Raw genomic sequence first — 25,198 nt, forward strand, 5'->3', positions numbered from 1 at the left:
GCAATCAGTGAGTGGCAGGTGCCAGGTCGGCGTTGTTGCCGCCCTGGCTGAATGTGATAAGGGTGACGATCAGGGCCAGCACGGCCAGCGCCGCTGCCGCCAGGGGCACGCGGGTCAGGCCCAGGCCCTGGTCGATCACGGTGCCGCCGACCCAGGCGCCCAGCGCATTGCCCAGGTTGAAGGCACCGATGTTCAGGGTCGACACCAGGTTCGGTGCCGCCTTGCCGAAGCTCACCACGTTGACCTGCAGGGCCGGCACGGCGGCGAACGCGGCGGTGGCCCAGAGGAACAGGGTGATCTCGGCCGGAATCAGCGCGGTGCTGGTCCAGCTCAGCGCGGTGGAGATGACCGCCATGGCGGCGAACACGCCCATCAGGGTGGCAGCCAGGCGACGATCAGCCAGCTTGCCGCCCAGGATGTTGCCCAGGGTCAGGCCCAGGCCGATCAGCAGCAGGGTCCAGGTCACGCCGCGCGGCGACACGCCGGTGACATCACCCAGCAACGGCGCCACATAAGTGAACAGGGCGAACATCGAGGCCGAGAACAGCACGGTCATCGACAGCGACAGCCAGATGCCGGCGCCCTTGAGCGCAGCCAGCTCGGCACGCATGTCGAGTTTCTCTTCGTCGCGCTTGATCGGCAGGAAGCGGATCAGGCCGATCAGCGCGATCACGCCGATCACGGTCACTGCCCAGAACGTCGAGCGCCAGCCGTACACCTGGCCCAGCGCGGTACCCAGTGGCACGCCCAGCACGTTGGCCAGGGTCAGGCCGGTGAACATCAGCGCCACGGCCGAGGCGCGGCGGTTGGCCGGAACCAGGTTGGCCGCCACCACCGAACCGATGCCGAAGAAGGCGCCGTGGCACAGCGCGGTGACCACGCGGGCAAACATCAGCACGTTGTAGTCGGTGGCCAGGGCGCACAGCAGGTTGCCGATGATGAACACCCCCATCAGCGCCACCAGTGCGGCCTTGCGCGGCAGCCGGGCGGTGGCAAGGGCCATGAACGGCGCGCCGATGGCCACGCCCAGCGCGTAGCCGGTCACCAGCCAGCCGGCACCGGGGATCGACACACCCAGGTCGCTTGCCACATCCGGCAGCAGGCCCATGATGACGAACTCGGTGGTACCGATGGCGAAGGCGCTCAGCGCCAGGATCAACAGCGAAAGGGGCATTGCAAGGTCCTTGTCAGAGCTCTTGGCTCATCTGCTGGAGGAAGGCCTGGATGGTTTCCTCGTTGCGTTTGAAGAAGTGCCACTGGCCTATCTTCTGGCTGCTGATCAGCCCCGCACGCTGCAAGGTGGCCAGGTGGGCCGAGACCGTGGACTGCGACAGGCCGCAGCGTTGGTCGATCTGCCCGGCGCACACACCGTGTTCGGTGCTGTGGTGCTGGTCAGGGAAGCAGGCTTGCGGGTCTTTCAACCAGTTCAGGATTTCTCGCCGTACTGGGTGGGCCAGGGCTTTTATTATTTCGTCGAGATCAACAGGCATGGGTGGGCTCGTGGTGGGTATAGCGTTATATCGCGATGGGGCGAAATATAAATCGGTATTTCGCGATATACAAATATGATTTGGTTCTGGCGTGCGCATGAATCGCTATATCGGGTTATAACGATATTCAAGCGGGCAAGCGGTGCTAGACTGCGGCCTATGAACTACCTCGCACACCTTCACCTGGGCGGCCAGCAGCCCGAACAACTGCTCGGCAGCCTGTACGGCGACTTCGTCAAGGGGCCGTTGCAGGGGCGCTTTGCCCAGCCGCTGGAAGCCGCCATCCGCCTGCACCGCCAGATCGACGTGTACACCGACAGCCACCCGCGGGTACTGGCGGCGCTGGCGCGTTTTCCGCGTGAGCGGCGCCGTTATGCCGGGATCATCCTCGATGTGTTTTTCGACCACTGCCTGGCGCTGCACTGGCACGACTATGCCCGGCAGCCGCTGAGCCAGTTCACCGGGCGCGTGTACCAGGTGCTGGCGGCCGAGCCCGAGCTGCCCGGGCGCCTGGCGCAGATTGCGCCGTACATGGCGGCGGACGACTGGTTGGGCTCGTACCGCGAGTTCGCGGTGCTTGAACAGGTGTTCAACGGTATCGCCCGGCGCCTGTCACGCCCCGAGGGTATGGCAGGCGCGATGCAGGAGGTACAGGCGCTGTACGGCCCGCTGATGGAAGACTTTCGCCACTTCTACCCCGAACTGCAGGGCTTTGCGGCCGACGCTCAGGCCGCCTTGGCGCGGCGCTGAGGCTGGGCCACCGGCTGGGAGCCGAACAGCGCCGTGTGGATCGCCAGCTGGGCATTGAACGCCAGTGCTGCACGTTCCTGGCCGGCGCTCTGGATGGGGGCCAGCAGGTGGATCTGCACCTCGCCACAGTCGTGGGCAAACAGGCGCAGCAGATGCGAGAGCAGGTCGTCATCGCCCACGAACGGCGCGATGGGGTCGGGCTTGCCGCCCCGCAGGTAGCGCACGGCCACCGGTTGCACGGGCGTTGCGGTGTCGATCGCGCTGGCCAGCAGGCGCCCGTGGAAGGTGCGCAGGCTGCGCCCGTCGGTGGTGGTGCCTTCGGGGAAGATCAGCACCGGGCAGGCCCGTTGCAGGTGGCGCGCGATCTGCTGGCGCAGCAGCTGGCTGTCGCCGCCGCCGCGGCGGATGAACAGGGTGCCGGCCTTGAGCGCGAGCCAGCCGGCCACCGGCCACTGGCGCACCTCGGCCTTGGACAGGAACGACATCGGCGCGAGCATGCCCAGCAGCGGGATGTCGGTCCACGATACGTGGTTGCTGACCCACAGCATCGGTTGCTGCGGGCGGTTGCCGATCACCGTGACCTTGAACGGCAAGGCCCGGGCAAGCCGGGCCATGAACAGTTGCGACCAGCGCTGGCGGCGGTCGTCGGGAGTACTCAGGTGCAGGCGCTCGTACAGGCTGAACAGGCTGGCCATGCCCAGCCCGAACAGCACCACCAGCAGCACCCGGACGATTCGCGCATACACGCGCAGGCGTTGCATCACACCGCCGCCTTGAAGTGGCGGGCGTAGCGTGGGCACAGCTCGTCGCGCTTGAGCAGGATGAACACGTCGGCCACCTGGAAGTCTTCGTCCCAGCACGGCTCGCCGCAGATCTTGGCACCCAGGCGCATGTAGGCCTTGAGCAGCGGCGGCATCTCGGCGATGACGTTGCCGGGCAGTGCCAGGCTGGGCAGCGGGTTCTTCGGTTCGGCGCGCAGGTGCTCGGTGCACAGGTAGCGCTCGCGCAGGCGTTGCATGATCGCGTGGGCCTGCACGCCGCCGTCCTGCATGGGGATGCTGGCGCAACCCATCAGGTAGCTGTAGCGGCCCTCGTTGAGTACCTCGGCAAGCTCGCCCCACAGCACCGCGATGGTGCCGCCGTTGCGGTAGGCCGGGTCGACGCAGGTGCGCCCCAGTTCAAGGATGGGGCCCTGCAGATGGCCCAGGCCATGCAGGCTGAACTCCTCTTCGCTGTAGAAGCGCCCCAGGCTGCTGGCGGCCTGGTGGTCGAGCAGGCGGGTGGTGGCCACCAGGTGCCCGCTGTTGAGGTCGCGTACGCCGATGTGCTGGCAGTGGATGTCGTAGTCGTCCATGTCCAGCCCGTGTTCGGCGCCTTTGAGCCTGGCCTTGAATTCGCTGCTGAACACGCGAAAGCGCAATGCCTGGGCTTCGTGCAGCGCGGCAGGGCCGACCAGGCGCTCGGCCTGCAGACGGCGTTCGTTACGGGTGTCGCCAGGGCATGCAGTCAGGGTCATTGCGAGTCTCCATAAGCCAGCCATGGGGTTGCGGCCGGTCGACTATGTTGTGCAAGCTCAGCCTAGGTAGACGCGGTGTCACCCCCATGAAGCTTTGGTGATGCTTGTATGACAGCCCTCAAGGAGCACGCCGATGGCCTGGCTGCAGCGACTCAACGACCCCATTCCGCCCTTGGCAACCGGTAACCTGGGCGACACCTACGCCAGCCTGCTGGAGCAGCTGGGCACGGTCAGCCCGTTCGAGCTGGCAGTGCTGGGCGGGCAAGCCATGCCGACCCCGGGGCTGGCGTTTCTGGTGGGCTACCAGGCCGCCTTGCGCGTGCTGTGGCCCAGCGCCCCGGCGGGCCTCGGCGCCCTGTGTGCGAGTGAGCGGCGCAGCGTGCGCGCCGCCGACATGGGCATGCGCCTGGCGCTCGACACGCTGCGTCTGAGCGGCAGCAAGGACTTCGTCACCGCCGGGCCGGACGCCGACTGGCTGCTGGTGGCGGCGCGCTGCGAAGCACCGGGCCAGGCGCCTCGGCTGAGCCTGGCGGTGGTGTACCCGGGGGAGCCCGGTGTGCGCGTGGAGCCCTTGCCGAGCCTGCCGTTGATGCCTGAGGTCGGGCATGCCCGCCTGCACCTTGAACAGGCCCTGTGCGAACGCCTGGCCGGTGACGGCTGGGATGCCTACGTCAAGCCGTTCCGCTCGCTGGAAGACCTGTACGTGCTCAGCGCCCTGAGCGCCTGGCTGTACGGGGTAGGCCGCGCCAATGCCTGGCCGCAGGGGCTTTTGCTGCGCCTGATCGGGCTGCTGGCCGGGTGTGCCGAAGGCAGCCGGCAATGCGCCGATTCGGCGGCGTTCCACCTGTTGCTGGGCGGCCTGTTCGCGCAGTTCTCGCAACTGAGCGGCGAGCTCGACCAGGCGCTGACGAGCACGCCGGGGCCCTGGGCCGAGCTGTGGCAGCGCGACCAGGGCATCCTGCAGATCGCCAGCGCGGCGCGGGCCAGGCGCCTGGCCAAGGCATGGGCCGGCAGCGGGCTGGCCTGAGGTTGCCGGGCTGCCCGCATGGCCACAGGCTGTCGCTTGCTGCCGTGCGGGCAGGCGGGTAATGTTGGCGGCTTTACGCTTTCAGGAACCTGCATGTTCAGCCTGCCCCGAATCGCTCTCGCCCTGCTGGCCCTGGCGAGCCTGCCTGCCCAGGCCAACTGGCACCTGGACGGCGAATCGTCGCGCCTGTCGTTCATCACCAGCAAGAACGGCAACGTGTCCGAGGTGCATCGCTTTCTGGTGCTGCATGGCAAGGTCGATCGCAAGGGTGCGGCCGAGCTGCAGATCGAGATGGACTCGGTCAGCAGCGGCATCCCGCTACGTGACGAGCGCATGCGCAACGACCTGTTCGAGGTGGCCAAATACCCCGACGCGACCATCCAGGCGCAGATCGACCTGCGTCCGATCAACGACCTGGCCAACGGTGCCCAGGTCGAACTGCGCCTGCCGGTGACCGTCAACCTGCACGGCAAGACCCACAGCTACAACGCGCAACTGCTCGCCACCCGGCTCGACGAGCGGCGCTTCCAGGTGGTGACCCTGGAGCCGCTGGTACTGAGCGCCGATCACTTCGACCTGCTGCCCGGCCTCAAGACGTTGCAGAAGCTCGCCGGGCTGCAGTCGATCAACCTGTCGGTGCCGGTGGGTGCGGTACTGATCTTCACGGCGCGCTGAAATGGCCGGGCCGGTGTTTCCATGGCGTGCCGGCAACCAGTTCGAACTGCTGATCGACGGCCCGCAGTTCTTCCCGCGCATGCTGCAGACGATCATGGGTGCCGAGCACCAGGTCGACCTGGAGCTGTACCTGGTCGAGGCCGGGGCGTGTGCCGAGGCCATGGTGCAGGCGCTGGTGCAGGCCGCCGAGCGCGGCGTGCGGGTACGCTGCCTGTTCGATGACTACGGCTCGCTGGCTTTTACCTTGAGCCTGCGTCAGCGCCTGCTGGGCGCCGGCGTTGAGTTGCGCTGGTACAACCGCCTGCGTTGGCGCCGGGGGCTGCGCAACCTGTACCGCGACCACCGCAAGCTGCTGCTGGTGGACCAGGCCTGGGCGGTGGTCGGCGGCACCGGGGTCACCGACCAGTTCTGGACACCGGGCGAGCCGGTCAGCGAATGGCACGAGGTGATGGTGCAGATGCAGGGGCCGCTGGTGGCCGACTGGCAGATGCTGTTCGATCGCCAGTGGCGTTCCAACCTGCGCCGCACCGCGTGGCGCCCACCCACCCATTTCGGCCTGGCGCACCTGCCGCGGGTGCCGGTTGCAGGCCCGGGCCTGGGCCGGGTGGCCTATGCCGACGCCCGCCAGCACCGCGACATCCTGCAGTCGCTGGTGCGCGCGCTGATCAGCGGCAAGCGTCGTATCTGGCTAGCCACGCCGTATTTTCTGCCCACTTGGAAGGTGCGCCGGGCTTTGCGCCGCGCGGCCGCGCTGGGCATCGATGTGCGCCTGCTGCTGACCGGCCCGCGTACCGACCATCCTTCGGTACGCTATGCCGGTCATCGCTATTACCCGCGCCTGCTGCGGGCAGGGGTGAAGATATTCGAATACCAGCCATGCTTCCTGCACCTGAAGATGGTGCTGGTGGACGACTGGGTGAGCATTGGCTCATGCAATTTCGACCACTGGAACCTGCGTTTCAACCTTGAGGCCAACGTCGAGGCCATCGACCCGCAACTGACCGCCGACGTGGTGGCGAGCTTCGAGCGCGACTTTGCCCTGAGCCGCCAGGTCGACCTGGACGACTGGCAGGCGCGGCCGCTGTGGCGGCGTGTGAAACAGCGTATCTGGGGCTGGCTGGACCGGGTGGTGGTCAACCTGCTGGACCGGCGCGACTGAGGTTCTTTCGATTTTCCCCCGCATCAGAAGGAGTTGACGAAATGGCAGCGAAAAAGATTCTCATGCTGGTCGGCGATTACGTCGAAGACTATGAAGTGATGGTGCCGTTCCAGGCGCTGCAGATGGTTGGCCACACGGTGCATGCGGTGTGCCCGGGCAAGTCGGCCGGGCAGTCGGTGCGTACCGCCATCCATGACTTCGAGGGCGACCAGACCTACAGCGAGAAGCCGGGGCACAACTTTGGCCTGAACTTCGATTTCGCCCAGGTGCGTGCCGAAGACTACGACGCGCTGGTGATCCCGGGCGGGCGTGCGCCGGAGTACCTGCGCCTGAATGAAGAGGTGCTGCAACTGGTGCGCGCCATCGACCAGGCGGGCAAGCCGATTGCGGCGGTGTGCCATGGGGCGCAACTGCTGGCGGCGGCCGGGGTGCTGGAGGGGCGCGAGTGCAGTGCGTACCCGGCGTGTGCGCCGGAGGTGCGCCTGGCGGGTGGGCGTTACGTCGAGATCGAGGTGACGGCGGCGCATGTGCAGGGCAACCTGGCCAGTGCGCCGGCCTGGCCTGCGCACCCGGCGTGGCTGGCGGGGTTCCTGGGGTTGCTGGGTACGCGCATTACCCTCTGAGCGCCTTCGCTGGCGTGCCGGCGAAGAGGCCGGTACAGGCAACAAAAAAGCGGCAAGGGATCACTCCCTTGCCGCTTTCAGCTTTCAGCTTGTAGCGCTGGCGCTTACTTCACTTCCACTGCCAGGCTTTGCGCGATCTTGCTCTGCCACAGCGCAGGCCCGGTGATGTGCACCGACTCGCCCTTGCTGTCGACCGCAACGGTCACCGGCATGTCTTTCACGTCGAACTCGTAGATCGCTTCCATCCCCAGTTCGGCAAATGCCAGCACCTTGGATTTCTTGATCGCCTGAGCCACCAGGTAGGCAGCGCCACCCACGGCCATCAGGTACACGGCCTTGTTGTCCTTGATCGCGTCGATGGCGGTCGGGCCGCGCTCGGACTTGCCGATCATGCCCAGCAGGCCGGTCTGCTCCAGGATCTGACGGGTGAACTTGTCCATCCGCGTTGCGGTGGTCGGGCCTGCCGGGCCAACCACTTCTTCGCGCACCGGATCAACCGGGCCGACGTAGTAGATGAAGCGGCCCTTGAGGTCCACCGGCAGCTCTTCGCCACGGTTGAGCATCTCGACCATGCGCTTGTGCGCGGCGTCGCGGCCGGTCAGCATCTTGCCGTTGAGCAGGATGGTCTCGCCCGGCTTCCAGCTCTGCACGTCTTCCGGGGTCAGGGTGTCGAGGTTGACGCGACGGGCCGACGGGCCGGCTTCCCAGACGATTTCCGGGTAGGCGTCCAGCGACGGTGCTTCCAGCTCTGCAGGGCCGGAACCATCGAGCACGAAGTGCGCGTGACGGGTGGCTGCGCAGTTGGGGATCATGCACACCGGCAACGAGGCCGCGTGGGTCGGGTAGTCCATGATCTTGACGTCGAGCACGGTGGTCAGGCCGCCCAGGCCCTGGGCGCCGATGCCCAGCTGGTTGACCTTCTCGAACAGTTCCAGGCGGATCTCTTCGATGCGGTTCTGCGGGCCACGGGCCTTGAGCTCGTGGATGTCGATGGACTCCATCAACACTTCCTTGGCCATCACCGCGGCCTTCTCGGCAGTACCGCCGATACCGATGCCGAGCATGCCCGGCGGGCACCAGCCGGCGCCCATGGTCGGAACGGTCTTGAGCACCCAGTCGACGATCGAGTCGGACGGGTTGAGCATGGCCATCTTCGACTTGTTTTCCGAACCGCCGCCCTTGGCCGCGACATCCACCTCGACTTTGTCGCCAGGGACGATCGAGTAGTGGATCACGGCCGGGGTGTTGTCCTTGGTGTTCTTGCGGGCACCTGCCGGGTCGGCCAGGATCGAGGCGCGCAGCACGTTCTCGGGCAGGTTGTAGGCGCGACGCACGCCTTCGTTGATCATGTCGTCCAGGCTCATGGTCGCGCCATCCCAGCGCACGTCCATGCCGACGCGCACGAACACGGTGACGATACCGGTGTCCTGGCAGATCGGCCGGTGGCCGGTGGCGCACATGCGCGAGTTGATCAGGATCTGCGCGATGGAGTCGCGCGCAGCCGGCGACTCTTCACGCAGGTAGGCCTCGTGCATGGCCTGGATGAAATCGACGGGGTGGTAGTACGAAATGAACTGCAGGGCGTCGGCAACGCTCTGAATCAGGTCGTCTTGCTTGATCACGGTCATGCAGCGCGCTCCTCTTAAAGACGGGAACATTCATTAAGGTATCGCGACGTTCACGGGCCGAGGCGTCGCAATGACCTTTCAAGGCGCGCCGACACGCAGTGGCCGACGCAAAAAGGCGCGGCAGTATAGCGCGCATCGCCTGCCGGTACACGCGCCAGTGCGGCCAACCATGGTCGCCTGCTGCCAGGCACTGTTTTTGCGTGGCAATTATTTCGAACACGTCCTACAGTACCGACTGCCCCCCGTCACAACCGCTGCCGCTCGGCTGCCTGGTGAGTCACCCGTGACCGAAACCGCTCTGCAAAAGCTTCTTCTCAAGCGTTTCCTGCTGGCTGCCGGCAGTTACCTGCTGGTGCTGCTGCTGGCCTGGGTCGCCGTGCTGGGCGGGCATGTGCAGGCGCCGGTGCCGGTCATCGGCGCGAGCAGTGTGCTGCTGTTGCTCAACCTGGCGTGGCTGGGCTGGGTGTTTGCCAGTGGCGTCAACCTGCGCTGGCGCGACCCCAGCCTCACGGAGTTCCAGGTGCTGCTGGCAGCGGCCTGGCAAACCTGGCTGCTGGCCAACCTGGACCAGGCCCGTGGCACCTTCCTGGTGCTGTACCCGTTGATCCTGATGTTCGGCCTGTTCCACCTCAACGGCCGTTCGTTCACCCGCTGCGCGCTGGTGGTGCTGTGCAGCTTTCTCGGCCTGAACCTGTGGGAGTGGGGCAACGGGCGCCTGTCGGACCCGGCGCTGGCGGCGTTGCAGGTATGCACGCTGTTCGTGGTGCTGTGCTGGTTGTGCCTGTATGCCCGCTACGTGCAGGCCTCGCGCCAGCGCATGCGCCAGCGCCGCATCGCCCTGCAGGCGCACCAGGACACCCTGCGCGGCATGATGGGGCAACTGGAGGAACTGGTGGCCACCGACGAGCTGACCGGCCTGTTCAACCGCCGGCATTTTCTGCGCCTGGCCAGCGATGCCCTGGCCAGCATGCCCATGGGGAGCCGGCATGGTCTGGCGCTGATCGACCTGGACCATTTCAAGCGCATCAACGACGCCCACGGGCATGCGGTCGGCGACCGGGTACTGCAGGCCTTTGCCCAGGTTGCCAGCGAGCACCTGTGCGACGCCGCGGTGCTGGCCCGCTATGGCGGCGAGGAGTTCGTGCTGTTGTTGCCCGATTGCACGGCCCAGGCCCTGGAACATTGCTGCGAGCGTCTGCGTCAGGCCTTTGGTGCGTTGCCCTCGGCGGCGATGCAGGGGCAGGTGGGGCCCTTGAGCCTGTCGGTCGGCATGACCCTGCTGACAGCCGAGGATGACCTGGACAATGCATTGCACCGTGCCGACCAGGCGCTGTACCGCGCCAAGCGCAGCGGCCGAAATCGCTGTGTGCCGGCCTGGGAGGTGGTGGATGCCTGAGTTGTGCGTAGGTGAGCGCAGTTGGCAGGTGGCCGAGGGCAGCAACCTGCTGGATGCGCTGAACGAGGCTGGCGTGGGCGTGCCCTACAGCTGCCGGGCGGGGAGCTGCCATGCTTGCCTGGTGCGTTGTCTGGCGGGTGTGCCGGGTGATGCCAGGCCCGATGCGCTGAGTGAAGGCAAGCGCCTGGAGGGCTGGCGGCTGGCCTGCCAGTGTCGGGTCGAGAGTGACCTGCAGGTAGCGGTGTTCGACCCGGTGCGCGATGGGGCGCCGGCGCGGGTCGTCGCGCTGGACTGGCTGGGCGCGCAGGTGCTGCGGCTGCGCCTGCAACCGGACAGGCCGTTGCGGTATCAGGCGGGGCAGCATCTGGTGCTGTGGAGCGTGCAAGGTGTTGCGCGACCGTATTCGCTGGCCAGCGTGCCGGGCGAGGATGAATGGCTCGAATTTCACCTGGATTGCCGGCATGCCGGGGCGTTCTGCAGCGCGGCGCGGGGGTTGCAGGTGGGCGACCTGGTGCGCCTGGGGGAGTTGCGCGGTGGCGCGCTGCATTACGATCCGGACTGGCAGGCCCGGCCGTTGTGGCTGCTGGCGGCGGGTTCCGGGCTGGCGCCACTGTGGGGGATTGTGCGCGAGGCGCTGCGTCAGGAGCATCAGGGGGCGATCAGGGTGGTGCATGTGGCGAGCGAGGCGGGTGGGCATTACCTGCAGCGGGAGCTGGATGACCTGGCGCGGCGGTACCCGCAGGTGGAGGTGCAGTTGCTGATACCGGAGGAGTTGGGGCCGATGCGTCTGGCATCGCGTCAGACGATTGCGCTGGCTTGTGGCTCTGCGTCGAGTGTGGAGCGGTTTGCGCGTGGGTTGTTTCTGGCGGGGTTGCCGCGTAATCAGCTGTTCGCGGATGTATTCGTGGGGCATGCCTGAGGATTTGTTCCCATAAGGAGGTACTGCAGGTTCCTGTGGCGTTTGCTCTGGCTCTGGCTCTGGCTCTGGCTCTGGCTCTTGATCTTGATCTTGATCTGCTTTTGATTTTGATCTTCCGTCCCCCAGAAGGCCGAGTGGAGGTGTCGTGCAGGGGGCGGGGCGAAGCCCCTTCGGCGTTAGCCGAAGCGAGCGACTGTTAGAGTTGCTTGCAACTCGGGTCGCGTGCCCCCGGAGCGGCGCCGGAGGGAGGGGACCCGTAGCGAAGCGTAGGGCCTGATGATGGACGGAGCGGTTTTGCTTACTTTTTCCAAGAAAAAAGTAAGCCGCTGTAAGAGCGGAAGGGGCCCTCGGCGTCTGTATTCATGTTGGATATGCTCGCTGTCATTGGAACCACTGATCCAGTTGAGAGATTATCCAGCCTGGATGGCGATTCCACTCGGCCTTCTGAAGGGCCGGCAGATCAAAGCCAGATTAAGACCAAGATCACCGGCACCTGCACCGGCGTATCGGCACCCATAAAAAAGCCCCGCCATCAAGGCGGGGCTCTAGTGACAACCGGTCAGCTTCAGACCAACGGATCACCGACATGCAGAATCTTCATGCCATTGGTGCCACCGATGGTGTGGTAGCTGTCACCCTTGGTCAGGATGACCCAGTCACCTTGCTCGACCACGCCACGCTTGAGCAGCTCGTCCACCGCCGCCTGGCTGACTTGCTCCGGCGCCAGCGCCGCAGGGTCGAACGGTACGGTGTACACGCCACGGAACATCGCAACCCGCGCCTGGGTTTCGCGGTGCGGCGAGAAGGCGAAGATCGGGATCGACGAACGAATACGCGACATGATCAGCGGGGTGTAGCCACTCTCGGTCAAGGCAATGATCGCCTTCACACCCGGGAAGTGGTTGGCGGTGTACATGGCCGCCAGCGCGATGCTCTCGTCGCAACGGCTGAACTGCGTGCCCATGCGGTGGCTGGAGGTCTTGCTGGTAGGGTGCTTCTCGGCGCCCAGGCAGATCCGCGCCATGGCCTGTACCGCCTCGAGCGGGTAGGCACCGGCAGCACTCTCGGCCGACAGCATTACCGCGTCGGTGTAGTCGAGCACGGCGTTGGCCACGTCGGACACTTCGGCACGGGTCGGCATCGGGTTCTGGATCATCGACTCCATCATCTGGGTCGCGGTGATCACCGCCTTGTTGTGGCGGCGTGCATGCAGAATGATCTTCTTCTGGATGCCCACCAGCTCGGCGTCGCCGATTTCCACACCCAGGTCACCACGGGCCACCATCACTGCATCACTGGCGCGAATCAGGCCGTCGAGGGTCTCGTCGTCGGCCACGGCTTCGGCACGTTCGATCTTGGCCACCAGCCAGGCCGTACCACCGGACTCGTCACGCAGGCGACGGGCGTATTCCATGTCGCTGGCATCACGCGGGAACGACACGGCCAGGTAGTCCAGGTCCATCTCGGCCGCCAGCTTGATATCGGCCTTGTCTTTTTCGGTCAGGGCCGGGGCGGTCAGGCCGCCGCCGCGACGGTTGATGCCCTTGTGGTCCGACAGCGGGCCGCCGATCAGCACCACGCAGTGCAGGGCGTCGGCGCTGGCGGTTTCGACGCGCATGACCACGCGGCCGTCGTCGAGCAGCAGTTCGTCACCCACGCCGCAGTCCTTTACCAGGTCCGGGTAGTCGATGCCGACGATATCCTGGGTGCCTTCGGTGAGCGGGTGAGCCGTGGAGAAGGTGAAGCGGTCGCCGACCTTGAGTTCGATTCGCTTGTTGGCAAACTTGGCAATGCGGATCTTCGGCCCTTGCAGGTCGCCCAGCAGCGCGACGTGGCGGCCATGCTTGGCGGCGATGTCACGGATCATGCGGGCGCGAGCCTTGTGCTCGTCCGGGGTGCCGTGCGAGAAGTTCAAGCGAGCGACGTCCAGACCCGCAAGGATCAGTTGCTCGATAACTTCCGGCGAGTTGCTGGCGGGGCCAAGGGTGGCGACAATTTTGGTGCGGCGGATGGTCATGCACAGACTCCTGTAGTGAAGCGCAGCGAAAGGCTACTCCGGAAAATCGCTGTAGTCATTGTTCCTTTGCACTACCTTGGTGGGAGGAGGAGGGGCGGTTGAACGAGTGGCAAGCGGCAAGCGCAATGCAGTCCGCTTGCCGCTGTTCCTCCTATAGCTTTCAAGGAAAGCGCCGATACACTGCTCAGTAGAGGAGACCCCCCATGCGAGCCTTGATCGTTTTAGCCCTGGCGACCAGTGTCGTCGGTTGCACCCGCTGGTCGATGGACCATCACCTGAACAATGCCTACCGCGCCTATGATCGCGGCAACTGCGAGCAGGTCATGCTCGAGCTGTCGCAGGTCGACCGCACCAGCCGTGCGCGCCCGTTCATCCACCCCGAGGCGTCGATGCTGCGCGGTCAGTGCCTGGAGCGCCAGAAGCTCTATGTGGATGCGGCGCAGACCTACCAGTACATCATCACCCAGTACCCGCGCAACGAGTACGCCTACCGTGCCCGCGCCCGCCTGCAGACCCTCGAGCAGCTTGGCCACTATCGCCCCAATGGCGAGCCGGCCATCGCCCGTCCGGCCAGCAGCACCCCCTGGCGTTGATGGCCGCGCAACGACGTCGATACTGACGTTAATACTAAAGTGCGCGGGTCCGAATGTGACGGGGCAGTCAGGTTGCGCTAGGCTTGTGAGGTACATGCGGTACACCAGAACGATCCAGCGCGACCCTGCTCAAGGGTCTTCGACAGCGACTCCTATCATGTTTACCGAACGTCGAATCGAGCGTCACCTGCTCCCGTATTACCTCAAGGTCTTCAACCGGTTTACCGGGTTGCCCATCGGTTATCTGGGCAATGTGTCCGAAGACGGCCTGATGCTGATCAGCGACCTGCCATTGCTGGTGGGCCCCGATTTCGAACTGCAGCTCAAGGTGCCCGGGCGCGCCGGTGCGCTGCACGTGATCAACCTCACCGCCAGCTGCCTGTGGTGCCACGAAGACGAGAACCCGGGGCACTACGATTCCGGCTTCATGCTGCTGCAGGCCCCTCGCGAATACGACGAACTGGTGTCGTCGCTGCGCAACTATTTCAGCTTCCACCCGTTGAGTGCGTCGGCCTGAGGTAGACTCCCGGCAGATTTTCTGTTCAGGACGACGCCGTGAGCTCCAGCATTTTCTGGCACGACTATGAAACCACCGGTATCAACCCGCGCAGCGACCGGCCCCTGCAGGTGGCAGGGGTGCGCACCGATCTGGACCTCAACGAGATCGAGCCGCCGGTCAACCTCTTCTGCCAACCCGCCGACGATATTCTGCCGCACCCTGCGGCGTGCCTGATAACCGGCATTACCCCGGCGCAGCTGGCCACCCAGGGCCTGTGCGAAGCCGAGTTCATGACCCGGGTGCACGCCGAGCTGGCGCGCCCGGGTACTTGCGGGGCCGGCTACAACTCGCTGCGTTTCGACGACGAAGTGACGCGTTACAGCCTGTATCGCAACTTTTTCGACCCCTATGCCCGCGAGTGGCAGGGCGGCAACAGCCGCTGGGACCTTATCGATGTGGTGCGCACTGCCTACGCCCTGCGCCCCGATGGCATCCAGTGGCCGCAGCGCGACGGCCAGGTGAGCCTGAAGCTGGAGTTGCTGACGGCGGCCAATGGCATCGATCACGGGCAGGCGCACGAGGCGCTTGCGGATGTGCGTGCCACGTTGGCAATGGCGCGCTTGATCCGCGAGAAGCAACCCAGGCTGTATGCATGGTTGTTCCAGTTGCGCAGCAAGCAGAAAGTCCTCGATCAAGTGCGTTTGTTGCAACCGCTTGTGCATATTTCCGGACGCTTTTCTGCGGCACGTAATTATCTTGGCGTGGTGCTGCCCCTGGCCTGGCATCCACGCAATCGCAATGCGCTGATTGTGTGCGACTTGCATCAGGATATCGCACCATTGCTGACGGAAGATGCCGAAGTGTTGCGTCAGCGTCTGTACACCCGACGCGAGGAAATGTCCGAGGGACAATTGCCGGTACCGTTGAAATTAATTCAGATCAATCGCTGCCCGGTGGTCGCGCCCTTGAGTGTATTGCGCGGTGAAGATCAGCAACGCCTTGGCCTGGATATGACGTTGTATCAACAGCGCGCCGAGCAGTTGAGTGCCGCCCAGGCCGTGTGGCAGAACAAGTTGAGCGCTATTTATGACAGTCAGGAATTCGCCCCGAGCGAAGACCCCGAGCAACAGCTGTATGACGGATTTATCGGTGATCGCGACCGACGCCTGTGTGAACAAGTAAGAACCGTGGAGCCCGAGCAATTAGCCACGGGTCAGTGGATGTTCGACGATGCACGATTGCCGGAGTTGCTGTTTCGCTACCGTGCGCGCAATTTTCCGCAGACCTTGGATGCACAGGAGCGCCAGCGTTGGCTCGGGTTCTGCCAGCAGCGCCTGAGCGACCCGGCAATGGGCGCTCCGAATACCCTTGAAGGCTTCGAGCAGGCATTGCAGAGCGCCTGGCTGGATGCCGATGCCACGCAGCGCGAGTTGCTGGCGCAATGGCGAGCCCATGCCAGGAACTTGCGCGAACGGTTTGCCCTGCAGTAATTGCAGGCAATAAAAAACGCCAGCATGCTGGCGTTTTGGGCTGACCTGTAACCGGGTTACAGTGTCCAGCGATTAACCGAGCAGGGTCGCCCAGCCTTCTACTACGTCACCACCCCACTTGGCTTTCCACTCTTTGAGTGTCTTGTGGTTGCCACCTTTGGTTTCGATGACTTCGCCATTGTGCGGGTTCTTGTATTGCTTGACCTTGCGTGCACGCTTGGTGCCGGTGGTTTTAACCGGGCCGCGAGGGGCCTTGTTCAGTTTGGCCTCAGGGTCCAGCAGAGCAATAATGTCGCGCAGCGACTTGGAGTACTCGCCCATCAGCTCGCGCAGTTTGGCTTCAAACTCCAGCTCGGTTTTCAGCTTGTTGTCTTCGGACAGGTTCTTCAGGCGGGCTTGCAGTTCTTTGATGGCTTCTTCGGTAGCGCGGTATTCGTTGATCAGGGACATGAGGTATTCCTTGGAGGGAAGGGACGCAGGACAGCGGTGCAGCAATAATAGTCAGACACTTAATACAAGTAAACATTAAACCGCCGTCATTGCGGAATACCTTCATAATTGAAAGGGTATTGTGACGAGATACTCCCAATTATCCGCTTCAATTGTTAAATAACTTTAATGTGCCCTTGACGAGGTGCAAGCCCAGGCTGGCTGCGGTGTGAGGTTGTGATACACGGTATGCAATCACTACTGCAGTTTTTCCGGGCAGTCGTTAGAATACGCGCCTTTGCGAACTCTGGAGCCCCTCTCATGCGCACCTATCGGCTGGTGATCGCTTGCCCCGACCGTGTCGGCATCGTCGCCAAAGTCAGTAATTTTCTGGCGTCCCATAACGGCTGGATCACCGAAGCGAGCCATCATTCCGATGACCTGAGCGGCTGGTTCTTCATGCGTCACGAAATCCGTGCCGATACCCTGCCTTTCGGCATCGAGGCGCTGCGCGAAGCGTTCGCGCCGATTGCTGAAGAGTTTTCGATGGTGTGGCGCATTACCGACACCGACCAGAAGAAACGCGTGGTGCTGATGGCCAGCCGCGAGTCCCATTGCCTGGCCGACCTGCTGCACCGCTGGCACAGCAACGAGCTGGACTGCGATATCCCGTGCGTGATCTCCAACCACAATGACCTGCGCAGCATGGTCGAGTGGCACGGCATTCCGTTCTACCACGTACCGGTCGACCCGCAGAACAAGCAGCCGGCATTTGCCGAGGTGTCGCGCCTGGTCAAGGAGCATGCCGCCGACGTGGTGGTGCTGGCGCGCTACATGCAGATCCTGCCGCCGCAGCTGTGCCAGGAATACGCCCAGCAGGTGATCAACATTCACCACAGCTTCCTGCCGTCGTTCGTGGGGGCCAAGCCGTATCACCAGGCGTCGATGCGTGGCGTGAAGCTGATCGGCGCCACCTGCCACTACGTGACCGAAGAGCTGGATGCCGGCCCGATCATCGAGCAGGACGTGGTGCGTGTGAGCCACAGCGACAGCATCGAGGACATGGTGCGTTTCGGTCGCGACGTCGAGAAGATGGTGCTGGCCCGCGGCCTGCGCTATCACCTGGAAGACCGCGTGCTGGTGCACGGCAACAAGACGGTGGTGTTCTAGGACCGCACCGGCCCTTCGCCAGACTTGCTGGCGAAGGGCACAACGCGTGTCTACCGCCGTGCCAGGCGCAACCGCTCCAGCAGCGGCTTGCCCAGCAGGCAGACGAACACCGGGCCGCCCACCACCAGATAGAAGTAGTACGTCACCACCCGCCATATCAGAATCGCCGCTGCCGCGGTCGACTTGCCCACCATGGGCGTCAGCAGCGTCGCCGAGGTCAACTCCGCCGCGCCAGCCCCGCCGGGCAACAGGCTGAACTGGCCGGCACTCAGGGCAAGCATCTGCACCAGAAAGCTCGACACCCACTGCAGGTCTGTCCCCAGCCCGCGCAACACCAGGTACAGCACGCTGTAGCGCAGCGCCCAGTGCAGGCAGGTGAGCCCGAACACCAGTGCCAGTACCCGCTTGGGCAGGCGCCAGGTGGCGGCAAACGCGCGAAAGAAGTGCAGCACCTTGCGCGCCCAGCGTCGGCACGTGGCGTCACGCACCTTCAACCGCCGCAGCAGCCGGCCCATCGCACGCATCAACCCGCGGCGCCAGCGCAGTATCGCCAGCCCCGCCAGCAGGGCGGCGAACATCATCAGCGCACTGGCCAGCAGCATGCCCTGCATGCTTGCGCTGAAGCGGTGGAACAGCATGTAGATGACAATCCCGAACATCGCGCACAGGAAGAACACCAGGTCATTGAGTTGGTCCATGGCGAACACCGCGCTGCTCTGGGCCGGGCGCACCCGGTGCCTGGCCAGCAGGGCCACCAGCGCCAGTGGCCCGCCGCTGCCGCCGGGGGTGGAGCAGATGGCGAACTCGGTGGCCATGATCACTCCCAGGCTGCGCACCCGCCCCAGCGCCGCCCCCTGGGTGCCGAGCAGCAGACGCAGGCGCAGGGCGTTGATGCACCAGCACAGCACGATCATGCCGAACAACCCCATCAGCAGCGCCAGCGGGAACCGCTGCAGGCGCGGCAGCAGGTCGCTGCCGCCCAGCAGCGTCGGTACCAGCAGCGCCAGCAGCAGGGCCAGCGTGAGCCAGCCCAGGCGAGTCATGCGCCGGGCCTGCTGGCCAGCCAGGCCATCTTGGTCATGGGGGTACGGCCCTGCTGCAGCAGTTGCTGCAGGGTGTCGAGCCAGTAGCGGCGCGAATAGGCATGGCGCATGTCCACCGGGTGCAGCCCGAGGCGGATCGTGGCCGCCTGCTGCAGGCGTGCCCGGCGCGCCTCGCTGAGTACTTTCGACAGCCCTCGGCGCCAGGCACTGCGGGCGCTCCACACCAGCCCCGGGGCGTCGATGCGGCTGAAGTCGGGCAGGCGGAACAGGTGCTGCGGGTCGCTGGTGTAGTGCAGCGGGGTTTCGCGCAGGGCCTGGCGAGTGCCTTCGCTCATCAGCCAGGCCGGGGCAACGAAACCGGTCAGCGGCCAATCGCAGGCCTGGAACAGCTCGATCCCGGCATTCAGGCGATGCAGCGCCTGGGCCTGGCCCAGGGCGTAGAACTCACCCTCCCAGGTATAGATGCGACGCATGAAGTACTCGCGCGGCGAACGTGGCGGCGGGCCGTCGTCGGCATGGTAGTAGCCATGCAGGGCCAGTTCGTCGCCCCGGCTCAGTCGCCGCTCCAGCACCTGGCGAAAGGCCGGGGCCTGCTGCACAGGGTTGCGCCGGTGGAAGTCGGGTACCACCAGCAGGGTCATGGGGATGTCGCCCAGGGCGTCGACGGCTTCGACGAAGGGCTGGTAGTCGGGCCAGGTTTCCGGGGCCACGTCGTGCAGCACCAGCAGTACGCTGGGGCGCTGGTTGTGCAGGTCAGGCTGTTCAGGCATGGGCGCGCACCGGTTGCTCGTGATGGCCCAGCACGGCCCGATAGTGTTCGAGCAGGCCGCCGACCACCGTGTCCCAGGCGTAGTGCTGTTCGGCATGCCGGCGTGCCTGCTGCCCCAGTTGCGGTGCGCCGGCCTCGAACAGCTCGCGCACGGCGGCGGCCATCGCCTGGCCGTCGTTGGGCGTGCACAGCCGGCCGTAGCCCGGTTCGACGATTTCGGTAAAGGCCCCGGCCGCTACCGCCACCACCGGGATGCCGCTGGCCATGGCCTCGAGTATCACCAGCCCGAAGGTCTCCTGGTCGCCGGCGTGCAGCAGCGCATCGGCACTGGCCAGCAGGCGGGCGACCTGGGTGGCCGGGCAGAAGTGGTTGATGATGGTGACGTTGGCCGGCACGTTGCTGGGCATGTGCGAACCCACCAGCAGCAGGTGGTAGTGCTTGCCCAGGCGTTTCATGCAGTCCAGCAGCACGGGCAGGTTCTTCTCCCGGGAGCCGCGCCCGGCGAACACCAGCAGGCGCGTGGTGTCGGCCAGCCCCAGCTCGGCGCGCAGGCCGGGGTCGCGATGATCGGGGTGGAAGGTCTGCAGGTCCACCCCGAGGCGCTGTACATGCACATTGCCGATGCCCAGCCCACGCAGCTTGTCGGCCATCACCTGGCTGGGCGCCAGCACCCGGTCGAAGTTGCCGTACAGCTTGCTGACATAGGCTTCGACATTGGGCGTGAACCAGTGGCCCATGCGGTTGCCGACCAGCAGCGGCAGATCGGAATGGTAGAACCCGATCACCGGCACATCGAGCTGGCGCCGTGCATCGAGCGCGGCCCAGGCGGTGAGGTAGGGGTCGCCCACTTCGATCAGGTCCGGTTGCAGGTCGTGCAGCACGTTGCGCCAGGGCGCCAGACGCAGCGGGAAGCGGTAGCCGTTGCCGAAGGGCAGGGCGGGGGCAGGCACCTGATAGATGCCATTGGCATGGCTGGCGCTGGCGCCGGGGATCAGCAGGCTGTGGCGAACGCCGGGGTTCAGGCCCAGGCGGCGGTGTTTGGCATCAAGATAGGTACGCACACCGCCACTGGCGGGGGCGTAGAACATGGTGATGTCAGCGATGTGCACGATCAGCATCCCTCCGAGACCGTCTTCAGGTTGTCATCGCGCATGGATATGCGGTGGATGACGCGCCCTAGGGTGGACCTCAGTGAAGGATAGTTTGTTCGATCATGTTGCGCGCCCGGCGAGCAAGCCGCCGGGCGCGCGCGGTCAGATGCGGAAGGTACCGACCAGGTGCTTGAGGCGGCCGGCCTGCTGTTCCAGGTCGGAACAGGCACGCAGGGTGGCCTGCAGGTTCTCCACGCCTTCCTGGTTGAGCATGTTGATTTCGTTGATGTCCATGTTGATCGACTCGACCACCGAGGTCTGCTCTTCGGTGGCGGTGGCCACCGACTGGTTCATGCCGTCGATCTCGCCGATACGCAGGGTCACGCTGCCCAGGCGCTCGCCGGCCTGGTTGGCGATCGAGACGCTGTCCTGGCTGTGGCGCTGGCTCTGGCTCATGGTGTCGACCGACTCGCGGGCGCAGACCTGCAGCTCTTCGATCATGCTCTGCACCTGCTGTGCCGACTCCTGGGTACGGTGGGCCAGGTTGCGCACTTCATCGGCCACCACAGCAAACCCGCGCCCGGCTTCACCGGCACGGGCCGCCTCGATGGCCGCGTTGAGGGCCAGCAGGTTGGTCTGTTGCGAGATGCTGGTGATCACTTCGAGGATCTGACCGATGTTCACGGTCTTGCTGTTGAGCGTCTCGATGTGCGAGCTGGAGGTGGAGATAAGGTCCGACAGACGGTTCATCGCCTGAATGCTGCGGTCTACCACCTGCTGGCCCTCTTCGGCCAGGTGGCGTGCAGAGCTGGCCTGCTGCGAGGCTTGCGCGGCGTTATGGGCGATTTCCTGGGCAGCGGCGCCCAGCTCGTTGATCGCGGCGGCCACGCTGTTGGTGCGGTTGGCCTGCTCGTCGGAGTTGACCATCGAGGAGTTGGAGGCGCTGACCACGCGCAGTGCCACTTCGTTGACCTGCTGGGTGGCCGAGGACACTTCGCGGATCGAGCTGTGGATACGCTCGACGAAGTGGTTGAAGGCGCGGCCCAGGGTGCCGAACTCGTCATTGCTGTGGATGCTCAGCCGCTTGGTCAGGTCGCCTTCGCCCTGGGCGATGTCTTCCATGGCACGGGTCATGATGTGCAGCGGTTGCAGCAGCACGCGGATGAGCATGCCAAGCAGGGCGATGATGATGGCCACCGCAATCACGGTGACTATCACCGCCGAGGTGCGGAACTTGCTCAGCATCGCGTAGGCTTTTTCTTTATCGATCGAGAGACCGATGTGCCAGTTGGCCGATGGCAGGCCTTTGACCGGTGCGAAACTGAGGATACGGGTCTGGCCGTTGTTCTCGACCTCGGTCAGTTCCTTGGTCACGCGCGGGGTGTTGTTCGGGTACAGGTCCGACAGCGACTTCATCACCAGGTCCTTGTCCGGGTGCACCAGGATCTTGCCTTGGTCGTTCACCAGGAACGCATAGCCCATGCCGCCGAAATTCAGGGAGTTGATGATCTTGACCAGGGCGTCCAGCTCCATGTCGCCACCGACCACGCCCAGTTCGCGCGACACCGTGGCGTTCATGCCGATCACCATCTTGCCGGTACTGATGTCCAGGTAGGGTTCGGTCAGGGTCGGGCCGTTGGCCGCCATGCTGTCCTTGTACCAGTCGCGGATGCGCGGATCGTAGCCGTCAGGCATCTGGATCACCGGGCGCACGGTGAAGCCGCCGTCGGTCTTGCCCATGTACACCGTGATGAAGCTCGACGCCAGCACCTTCTGGTCCAGCAGCGAGTCGAGGTTGCCGGGAGCTGCCGCGATGTTCTGTGCCAGGTTCTCTACCAGCAGCAGGCGTCCTTCGAAGAGGTTCTTGATGTTGGTCGAGGCGGCATCGCCCATTTCGCCGACATAGTTTTCCAGATCTTCGTGAATCGCATTACGCTGCAGGTAATCGTTGTAGAGAGTAAAGAGGGTGAAGGCCACAAGGACGATCAGGGAAGCAGCCAGCAAGATCTTATGGCTGAAACGGAAGCTTTTATTCATGGCGTATTGGGTCCGCTAAGGTCTTTATATCCGGGTCATTCGCACAAAGGCATCTTGAAAGCAGTGCAGTTCCCATGTCCTTGTCGGGCTTTTCCTGACTTTCTGGGTGAAACATCAACACTTGGTATCGGCCGAGTACTACTAAAGCTTGAACAGAGGGTGAAAAAACATGCCTGACTCTTCGCAGTTCATTCTCGGTGCGGACCTGGCGGGGCAGCCGGTGTGCCAGGCCATGCGCCTGGCCAACCGTCACGGACTGGTTGCCGGGGCCACCGGCACCGGCAAGACCGTGACCTTGCAGCACCTGGCCGAGGCCTTCAGCGATGCCGGCGTGGCGGTGTTCGCTGCAGACGTCAAAGGCGACCTGTGCGGCCTGGGTGCGGTGGGCAACCCGCAGGGCAAGGTGGCCGAGCGGATTGCCGGCATGCCCTGGCTCGAGCATCGGCCGCAGGCGTATCCGGTGACCCTGTGGGATGTGCACGGCAAGTCCGGGCACCCGTTGCGCACGACCTTGAGCGAAATGGGCCCGTTGCTGCTGGGCAACCTGCTCGAACTCAACGACAGCCAGCAGGCGGCGCTGTATGCGGCGTTCAAGGTGGCCGATCGCGAGGGCCTGTTGCTGCTGGACATCAAGGACCTCAAGGCGCTGCTCGGCCACCTCAAGGACAACCCGCAGGTGCTCGGCGAAGACAGTGCGCTGATGACCAGCGGTTCCAGCCAGGCCCTGTTGCGGCGCCTGGCGACCCTGGAGCAGCAAGGGGCCGAGGCTCTGTTCGGTGAGCCGGCGTTGCAGTTGCCAGACCTGCTGCAGCCTGCTGCCGACGGGCGCGGGCGCATCCACCTGCTCGATGCCAGCCGCCTGGTGCACGAGGCGCCGAAGGTGTATGCGACCTTCCTGCTGTGGTTGCTGGCGGAGCTGTTCGAGCAGTTGCCCGAGCGTGGCGATGCGGACAAGCCTCTGCTGGCGCTGTTTTTCGATGAGGCTCACCTGTTGTTCAGCGGCACGCCCAAGGCCCTGCAGGATCGTCTGGAACAGGTGGTGCGGTTGATTCGTTCCAAGGGGGTGGGGGTGTATTTCGTGACTCAGTCGCCGGGCGACCTGCCGGACGATGTGCTCGCCCAGCTCGGCCTGCGCATCCAGCATGGCTTGCGTGCGTTCACGGCCAAGGAGCAGAAGTCGCTGCGGGCGGTGGCCGATGGGTTTCGGCCGAACCCGGCGTTCGACACCCTGGCGGTGCTGACCGAGCTTGGCATTGGCGAGGCGTTGGTGGGCACCTTGCAGGACAAGGGTACGCCGGGCATGGTCGAGCGGGTACTGATCGCGCCGCCGCAATCGCGCATCGGGCCGTTGAGCGAGGCCGAGCGGGCGGCGCTGATTGCGGCGTCGCCGTTGCAGGGGCGCTATGACAAGCCGATCGATCGGGAGTCGGCGTACGAGATATTGATGGCGCGCAAGGGGCAGGTGCCATCGGCGCAGCAGGCGCCGGCCGAGGAAAGCCTGGCCGACAAGGCCGGGGAGTTCTTGCAGAGCGCGGCGGGGCAGGCGATCAAATCGGCGGTGCGCCAGGCGGCCAATCAGTTCGGACGGCAACTGGTGCGGGGCTTGATGGGCTCACTGCTGGGGGGCAGCAAGCGCCGCTGACAAGGCGTCGAGGCCGTGGAACTGCCGGTTCGCCGGCAAGTTCTCAAGCGGGCCCGAAGGCATCGAGCCGGTGCCCTGCGCAGGCTCGGCAGGTTGTGCCAAGGGGCCGCAGCAGTGCTCGCAGCTTCGTGTATAGGCCGTGTCGGGTGTGAGCAGTTGGCCTGCGCACAGCAGCACGCCCTGATCGCCGGGCAGCAGCGTGGCGCTGTGGGAGAAGCGCGGTTCGTTCAGCTCGCTGCCCAGCACCCATGCATCCTTGCGTGGGTCGTACAGCTCGGTGCTGGGGCGGTAGGGCAGTCTGGTATGGCCGGCCAGCAGCAGCCGACCATCGGGCAGCAGCGTGGCGGTGTGCCCCTGGTGTCCACGCTGCATGGGCGGACCACTTCGCCAGGTATCGGCTAGCGGATCGTACAGAAACGATTCCAGTGCACTTTCACCAAACGGCATGCAGGTGCCGCCCGCCACCATCACCTGGCCATTGTTCAGCAGCGTGGCCGTATGCTGCATGCGGGGGGCAGGCAGTGGCGTGGTCGGCTCGAACCGCCCGGTCTGCGGGTCGAAGAGTTCGCAGTGGGCCAGTGCCTGGTCGGGGGCATAGCCGCCGATAATCAGCACCTTGCCGGAGTCGAGCAACGTGGCGCTGTGGGTCATGCGTGCCTGACTGCGCTCACCGAGCTGATGCCACTCGTCGCTGGCGACGTCGTACAGCTCGACGATGTCGAGCACTTTACCGGTGTCGCCCTTGAGGTGGTTGCCGCCGATGACAAGCACCTTGTTCGTGCCGCCCCACAGTGACGTAGCGGTGTGGCTGAAGCGGGCAACCTGGAGGCTGCACAGCGTTGTCCAGCATGAGCGGATGGTGTCGAAACGCTCGACGTGGTCGCTGGCTTCCCCGGTTTGCGAGCCGCCCACCAGCAGAAAGGACCCGTCGTCCAGAATGACCGTGAGTTGCGAGAATGCCGCCTTCTGCTTGGGGGGTTGTTGCTTCCATTCGCGCTGGTCAAGGCTGAAGCGCTCCACGCTGTCGGTGGCAAGCCCGCCATTGGTGATGCCGCCGGCAACCAGCACATCGCCATTGGGCAAACGCATGGCGCTGTGCAGGGCCCGGGCGATGTGCATGGCGCCAGCGCAAGTGTGGATAGGGTCGTCCTTAGACATGTGCATTCTCCTTGTCGGCGTGAAAAGGAGGGTGCGCTGCAGGTGGCCCATCGTCTACTGACATAAATGACAGGACG

Annotated in this window: 24 protein-coding genes; 12 read left to right on the forward strand and 12 right to left on the reverse strand. The window is 64.9% G+C overall.

Annotated features, from left to right (window positions below):
• Positions 1-4 precede the first annotated feature (4 nt).
• Positions 5-1,174: an MFS transporter gene (locus tag V9K84_RS00340; RefSeq protein ID WP_043862110.1), complete on the reverse strand. Its 1,170-nt coding sequence runs from the start codon at positions 1,172-1,174 to the stop codon at positions 5-7.
• A gap of 13 nt (positions 1,175-1,187) precedes the next feature.
• Positions 1,188-1,490 carry a helix-turn-helix transcriptional regulator gene (locus V9K84_RS00345; protein WP_088515531.1) on the reverse strand — a complete coding sequence of 101 codons (303 nt, stop codon included), beginning with the start codon at positions 1,488-1,490 and terminating at the stop codon, positions 1,188-1,190.
• Between the two features lie 159 nt (positions 1,491-1,649).
• Here V9K84_RS00345 and V9K84_RS00350 point away from each other — a divergent pair, with 159 nt between their 5' ends.
• A complete protein-coding gene (locus V9K84_RS00350) occupies positions 1,650-2,240 on the forward strand; it encodes an ACP phosphodiesterase (RefSeq protein WP_043862112.1) in 591 nt (196 codons plus the stop codon).
• Here V9K84_RS00350 and V9K84_RS00355 read toward each other — a convergent pair.
• On the reverse strand, positions 2,216-3,001 hold the full coding sequence (locus V9K84_RS00355) for a lysophospholipid acyltransferase family protein (protein WP_088515530.1): 786 nt from the start codon (positions 2,999-3,001) through the stop codon (positions 2,216-2,218). The two genes, V9K84_RS00350 and V9K84_RS00355, sit on opposite strands and share 25 nt — an antisense overlap.
• Positions 3,001-3,756 carry an L-ornithine N(alpha)-acyltransferase gene (gene olsB / locus V9K84_RS00360; RefSeq protein ID WP_043862114.1) on the reverse strand — a complete coding sequence of 252 codons (756 nt, stop codon included), beginning with the start codon at positions 3,754-3,756 and terminating at the stop codon, positions 3,001-3,003. The genes V9K84_RS00355 and olsB overlap by 1 nt, the downstream gene beginning before the upstream one ends.
• Before the next feature lie 133 nt (positions 3,757-3,889).
• On the opposite strand from olsB, the gene V9K84_RS00365 reads away from it, so the two are divergent.
• From V9K84_RS00365 to V9K84_RS00380, 4 genes are all read left to right on the forward strand, one after another.
• The gene (locus V9K84_RS00365; protein WP_043862115.1) at positions 3,890-4,783 is read left to right on the forward strand and encodes an acyl-CoA dehydrogenase family protein; all 894 of its coding nucleotides are present in this window, start codon (positions 3,890-3,892) and stop codon (positions 4,781-4,783) included.
• A 93-nt stretch (positions 4,784-4,876) separates the two neighbouring features.
• Positions 4,877-5,458 carry a YceI family protein gene (locus tag V9K84_RS00370; protein ID WP_043862116.1) on the forward strand — a complete coding sequence of 194 codons (582 nt, stop codon included), beginning with the start codon at positions 4,877-4,879 and terminating at the stop codon, positions 5,456-5,458.
• Between the two features lies 1 nt (position 5,459).
• Entirely contained in the window at positions 5,460-6,617 is a 1,158-nt protein-coding gene (locus V9K84_RS00375; protein ID WP_054914815.1) for a phosphatidylserine/phosphatidylglycerophosphate/cardiolipin synthase family protein, read from the forward strand.
• A 41-nt stretch (positions 6,618-6,658) separates the two neighbouring features.
• Positions 6,659-7,240, forward strand: coding sequence for a DJ-1/PfpI family protein (locus V9K84_RS00380; RefSeq protein ID WP_043862118.1), 582 nt, complete (start codon positions 6,659-6,661; stop codon positions 7,238-7,240).
• 104 nt (positions 7,241-7,344) lie between these two features.
• Here the strand turns inward: V9K84_RS00380 and V9K84_RS00385 are convergent, their stop codons facing one another.
• Positions 7,345-8,868 (reverse strand): fumarate hydratase, encoded by a 1,524-nt coding sequence (locus V9K84_RS00385; RefSeq protein WP_088515529.1) that lies wholly within the window; start codon positions 8,866-8,868, stop codon positions 7,345-7,347.
• A 283-nt stretch (positions 8,869-9,151) separates the two neighbouring features.
• Between V9K84_RS00385 and V9K84_RS00390 the strand changes: the two genes are divergently transcribed.
• Positions 9,152-10,264 carry a GGDEF domain-containing protein gene (locus V9K84_RS00390; RefSeq protein WP_043862120.1) on the forward strand — a complete coding sequence of 371 codons (1,113 nt, stop codon included), beginning with the start codon at positions 9,152-9,154 and terminating at the stop codon, positions 10,262-10,264.
• On the forward strand, positions 10,257-11,183 hold the full coding sequence (locus tag V9K84_RS00395) for an iron-sulfur-binding ferredoxin reductase (protein WP_088515527.1): 927 nt from the start codon (positions 10,257-10,259) through the stop codon (positions 11,181-11,183). Before V9K84_RS00390 ends, V9K84_RS00395 begins: the two co-directional genes overlap by 8 nt.
• A gap of 565 nt (positions 11,184-11,748) precedes the next feature.
• Here V9K84_RS00395 and pyk read toward each other — a convergent pair.
• Positions 11,749-13,200: a pyruvate kinase gene (gene pyk / locus V9K84_RS00400; RefSeq protein WP_043862122.1), complete on the reverse strand. Its 1,452-nt coding sequence runs from the start codon at positions 13,198-13,200 to the stop codon at positions 11,749-11,751.
• A 203-nt stretch (positions 13,201-13,403) separates the two neighbouring features.
• On the opposite strand from pyk, the gene V9K84_RS00405 reads away from it, so the two are divergent.
• The 3 genes from V9K84_RS00405 to sbcB all read left to right on the forward strand — a co-directional run bounded on the left by V9K84_RS00405 (position 13,404) and on the right by sbcB (position 15,782).
• A complete protein-coding gene (locus tag V9K84_RS00405; RefSeq protein WP_043862123.1) occupies positions 13,404-13,793 on the forward strand; it encodes a lipoprotein in 390 nt (129 codons plus the stop codon).
• 157 nt (positions 13,794-13,950) lie between these two features.
• The gene (locus V9K84_RS00410) at positions 13,951-14,310 is read left to right on the forward strand and encodes a PilZ domain-containing protein (RefSeq protein ID WP_043862124.1); all 360 of its coding nucleotides are present in this window, start codon (positions 13,951-13,953) and stop codon (positions 14,308-14,310) included.
• 38 nt (positions 14,311-14,348) lie between these two features.
• Positions 14,349-15,782, forward strand: coding sequence for an exodeoxyribonuclease I (sbcB, locus tag V9K84_RS00415; RefSeq protein WP_088515526.1), 1,434 nt, complete (start codon positions 14,349-14,351; stop codon positions 15,780-15,782).
• A 72-nt stretch (positions 15,783-15,854) separates the two neighbouring features.
• Here the strand turns inward: sbcB and mvaT are convergent, their stop codons facing one another.
• Entirely contained in the window at positions 15,855-16,232 is a 378-nt protein-coding gene (mvaT, locus tag V9K84_RS00420; protein WP_043862126.1) for a histone-like nucleoid-structuring protein MvaT, read from the reverse strand.
• A gap of 300 nt (positions 16,233-16,532) precedes the next feature.
• On the opposite strand from mvaT, the gene purU reads away from it, so the two are divergent.
• Complete coding sequence (purU, locus tag V9K84_RS00425) at positions 16,533-17,381, forward strand: formyltetrahydrofolate deformylase (RefSeq protein ID WP_043862127.1); 849 nt, start codon at positions 16,533-16,535, stop codon at positions 17,379-17,381.
• Positions 17,382-17,431: 50 nt separating this feature from the next.
• Here the strand turns inward: purU and V9K84_RS00430 are convergent, their stop codons facing one another.
• From V9K84_RS00430 to V9K84_RS00445, 4 genes are all read right to left on the reverse strand, one after another.
• Positions 17,432-18,424, reverse strand: coding sequence for a lysylphosphatidylglycerol synthase transmembrane domain-containing protein (locus V9K84_RS00430; RefSeq protein WP_043862128.1), 993 nt, complete (start codon positions 18,422-18,424; stop codon positions 17,432-17,434).
• Positions 18,421-19,194, reverse strand: a complete 774-nt coding sequence (locus V9K84_RS00435; RefSeq protein WP_088515525.1) for a polysaccharide deacetylase family protein — start codon at positions 19,192-19,194, stop codon at positions 18,421-18,423. The genes V9K84_RS00430 and V9K84_RS00435 overlap by 4 nt, the downstream gene beginning before the upstream one ends.
• On the reverse strand, positions 19,187-20,311 hold the full coding sequence (locus V9K84_RS00440; protein WP_054914809.1) for a glycosyltransferase family 1 protein: 1,125 nt from the start codon (positions 20,309-20,311) through the stop codon (positions 19,187-19,189). Before V9K84_RS00440 ends, V9K84_RS00435 begins: the two co-directional genes overlap by 8 nt.
• A 135-nt stretch (positions 20,312-20,446) precedes the next feature.
• Positions 20,447-22,321 carry a methyl-accepting chemotaxis protein gene (locus V9K84_RS00445; protein WP_338793433.1) on the reverse strand — a complete coding sequence of 625 codons (1,875 nt, stop codon included), beginning with the start codon at positions 22,319-22,321 and terminating at the stop codon, positions 20,447-20,449.
• Between the two features lie 169 nt (positions 22,322-22,490).
• Here V9K84_RS00445 and V9K84_RS00450 point away from each other — a divergent pair, with 169 nt between their 5' ends.
• The gene (locus V9K84_RS00450; RefSeq protein WP_043862132.1) at positions 22,491-23,963 is read left to right on the forward strand and encodes a helicase HerA-like domain-containing protein; all 1,473 of its coding nucleotides are present in this window, start codon (positions 22,491-22,493) and stop codon (positions 23,961-23,963) included.
• Here V9K84_RS00450 and V9K84_RS00455 read toward each other — a convergent pair.
• The gene (locus tag V9K84_RS00455) at positions 23,934-25,121 is read right to left on the reverse strand and encodes a kelch repeat-containing protein (protein ID WP_168186866.1); all 1,188 of its coding nucleotides are present in this window, start codon (positions 25,119-25,121) and stop codon (positions 23,934-23,936) included. The two genes, V9K84_RS00450 and V9K84_RS00455, sit on opposite strands and share 30 nt — an antisense overlap.
• Positions 25,122-25,198: the final 77 nt, after the last annotated feature.

Origin of the sequence: Pseudomonas sp. AE27, from assembly GCF_037113495.1 — a bacterium.
GTDB lineage: Bacteria > Pseudomonadota > Gammaproteobacteria > Pseudomonadales > Pseudomonadaceae > Aquipseudomonas > Aquipseudomonas palmensis.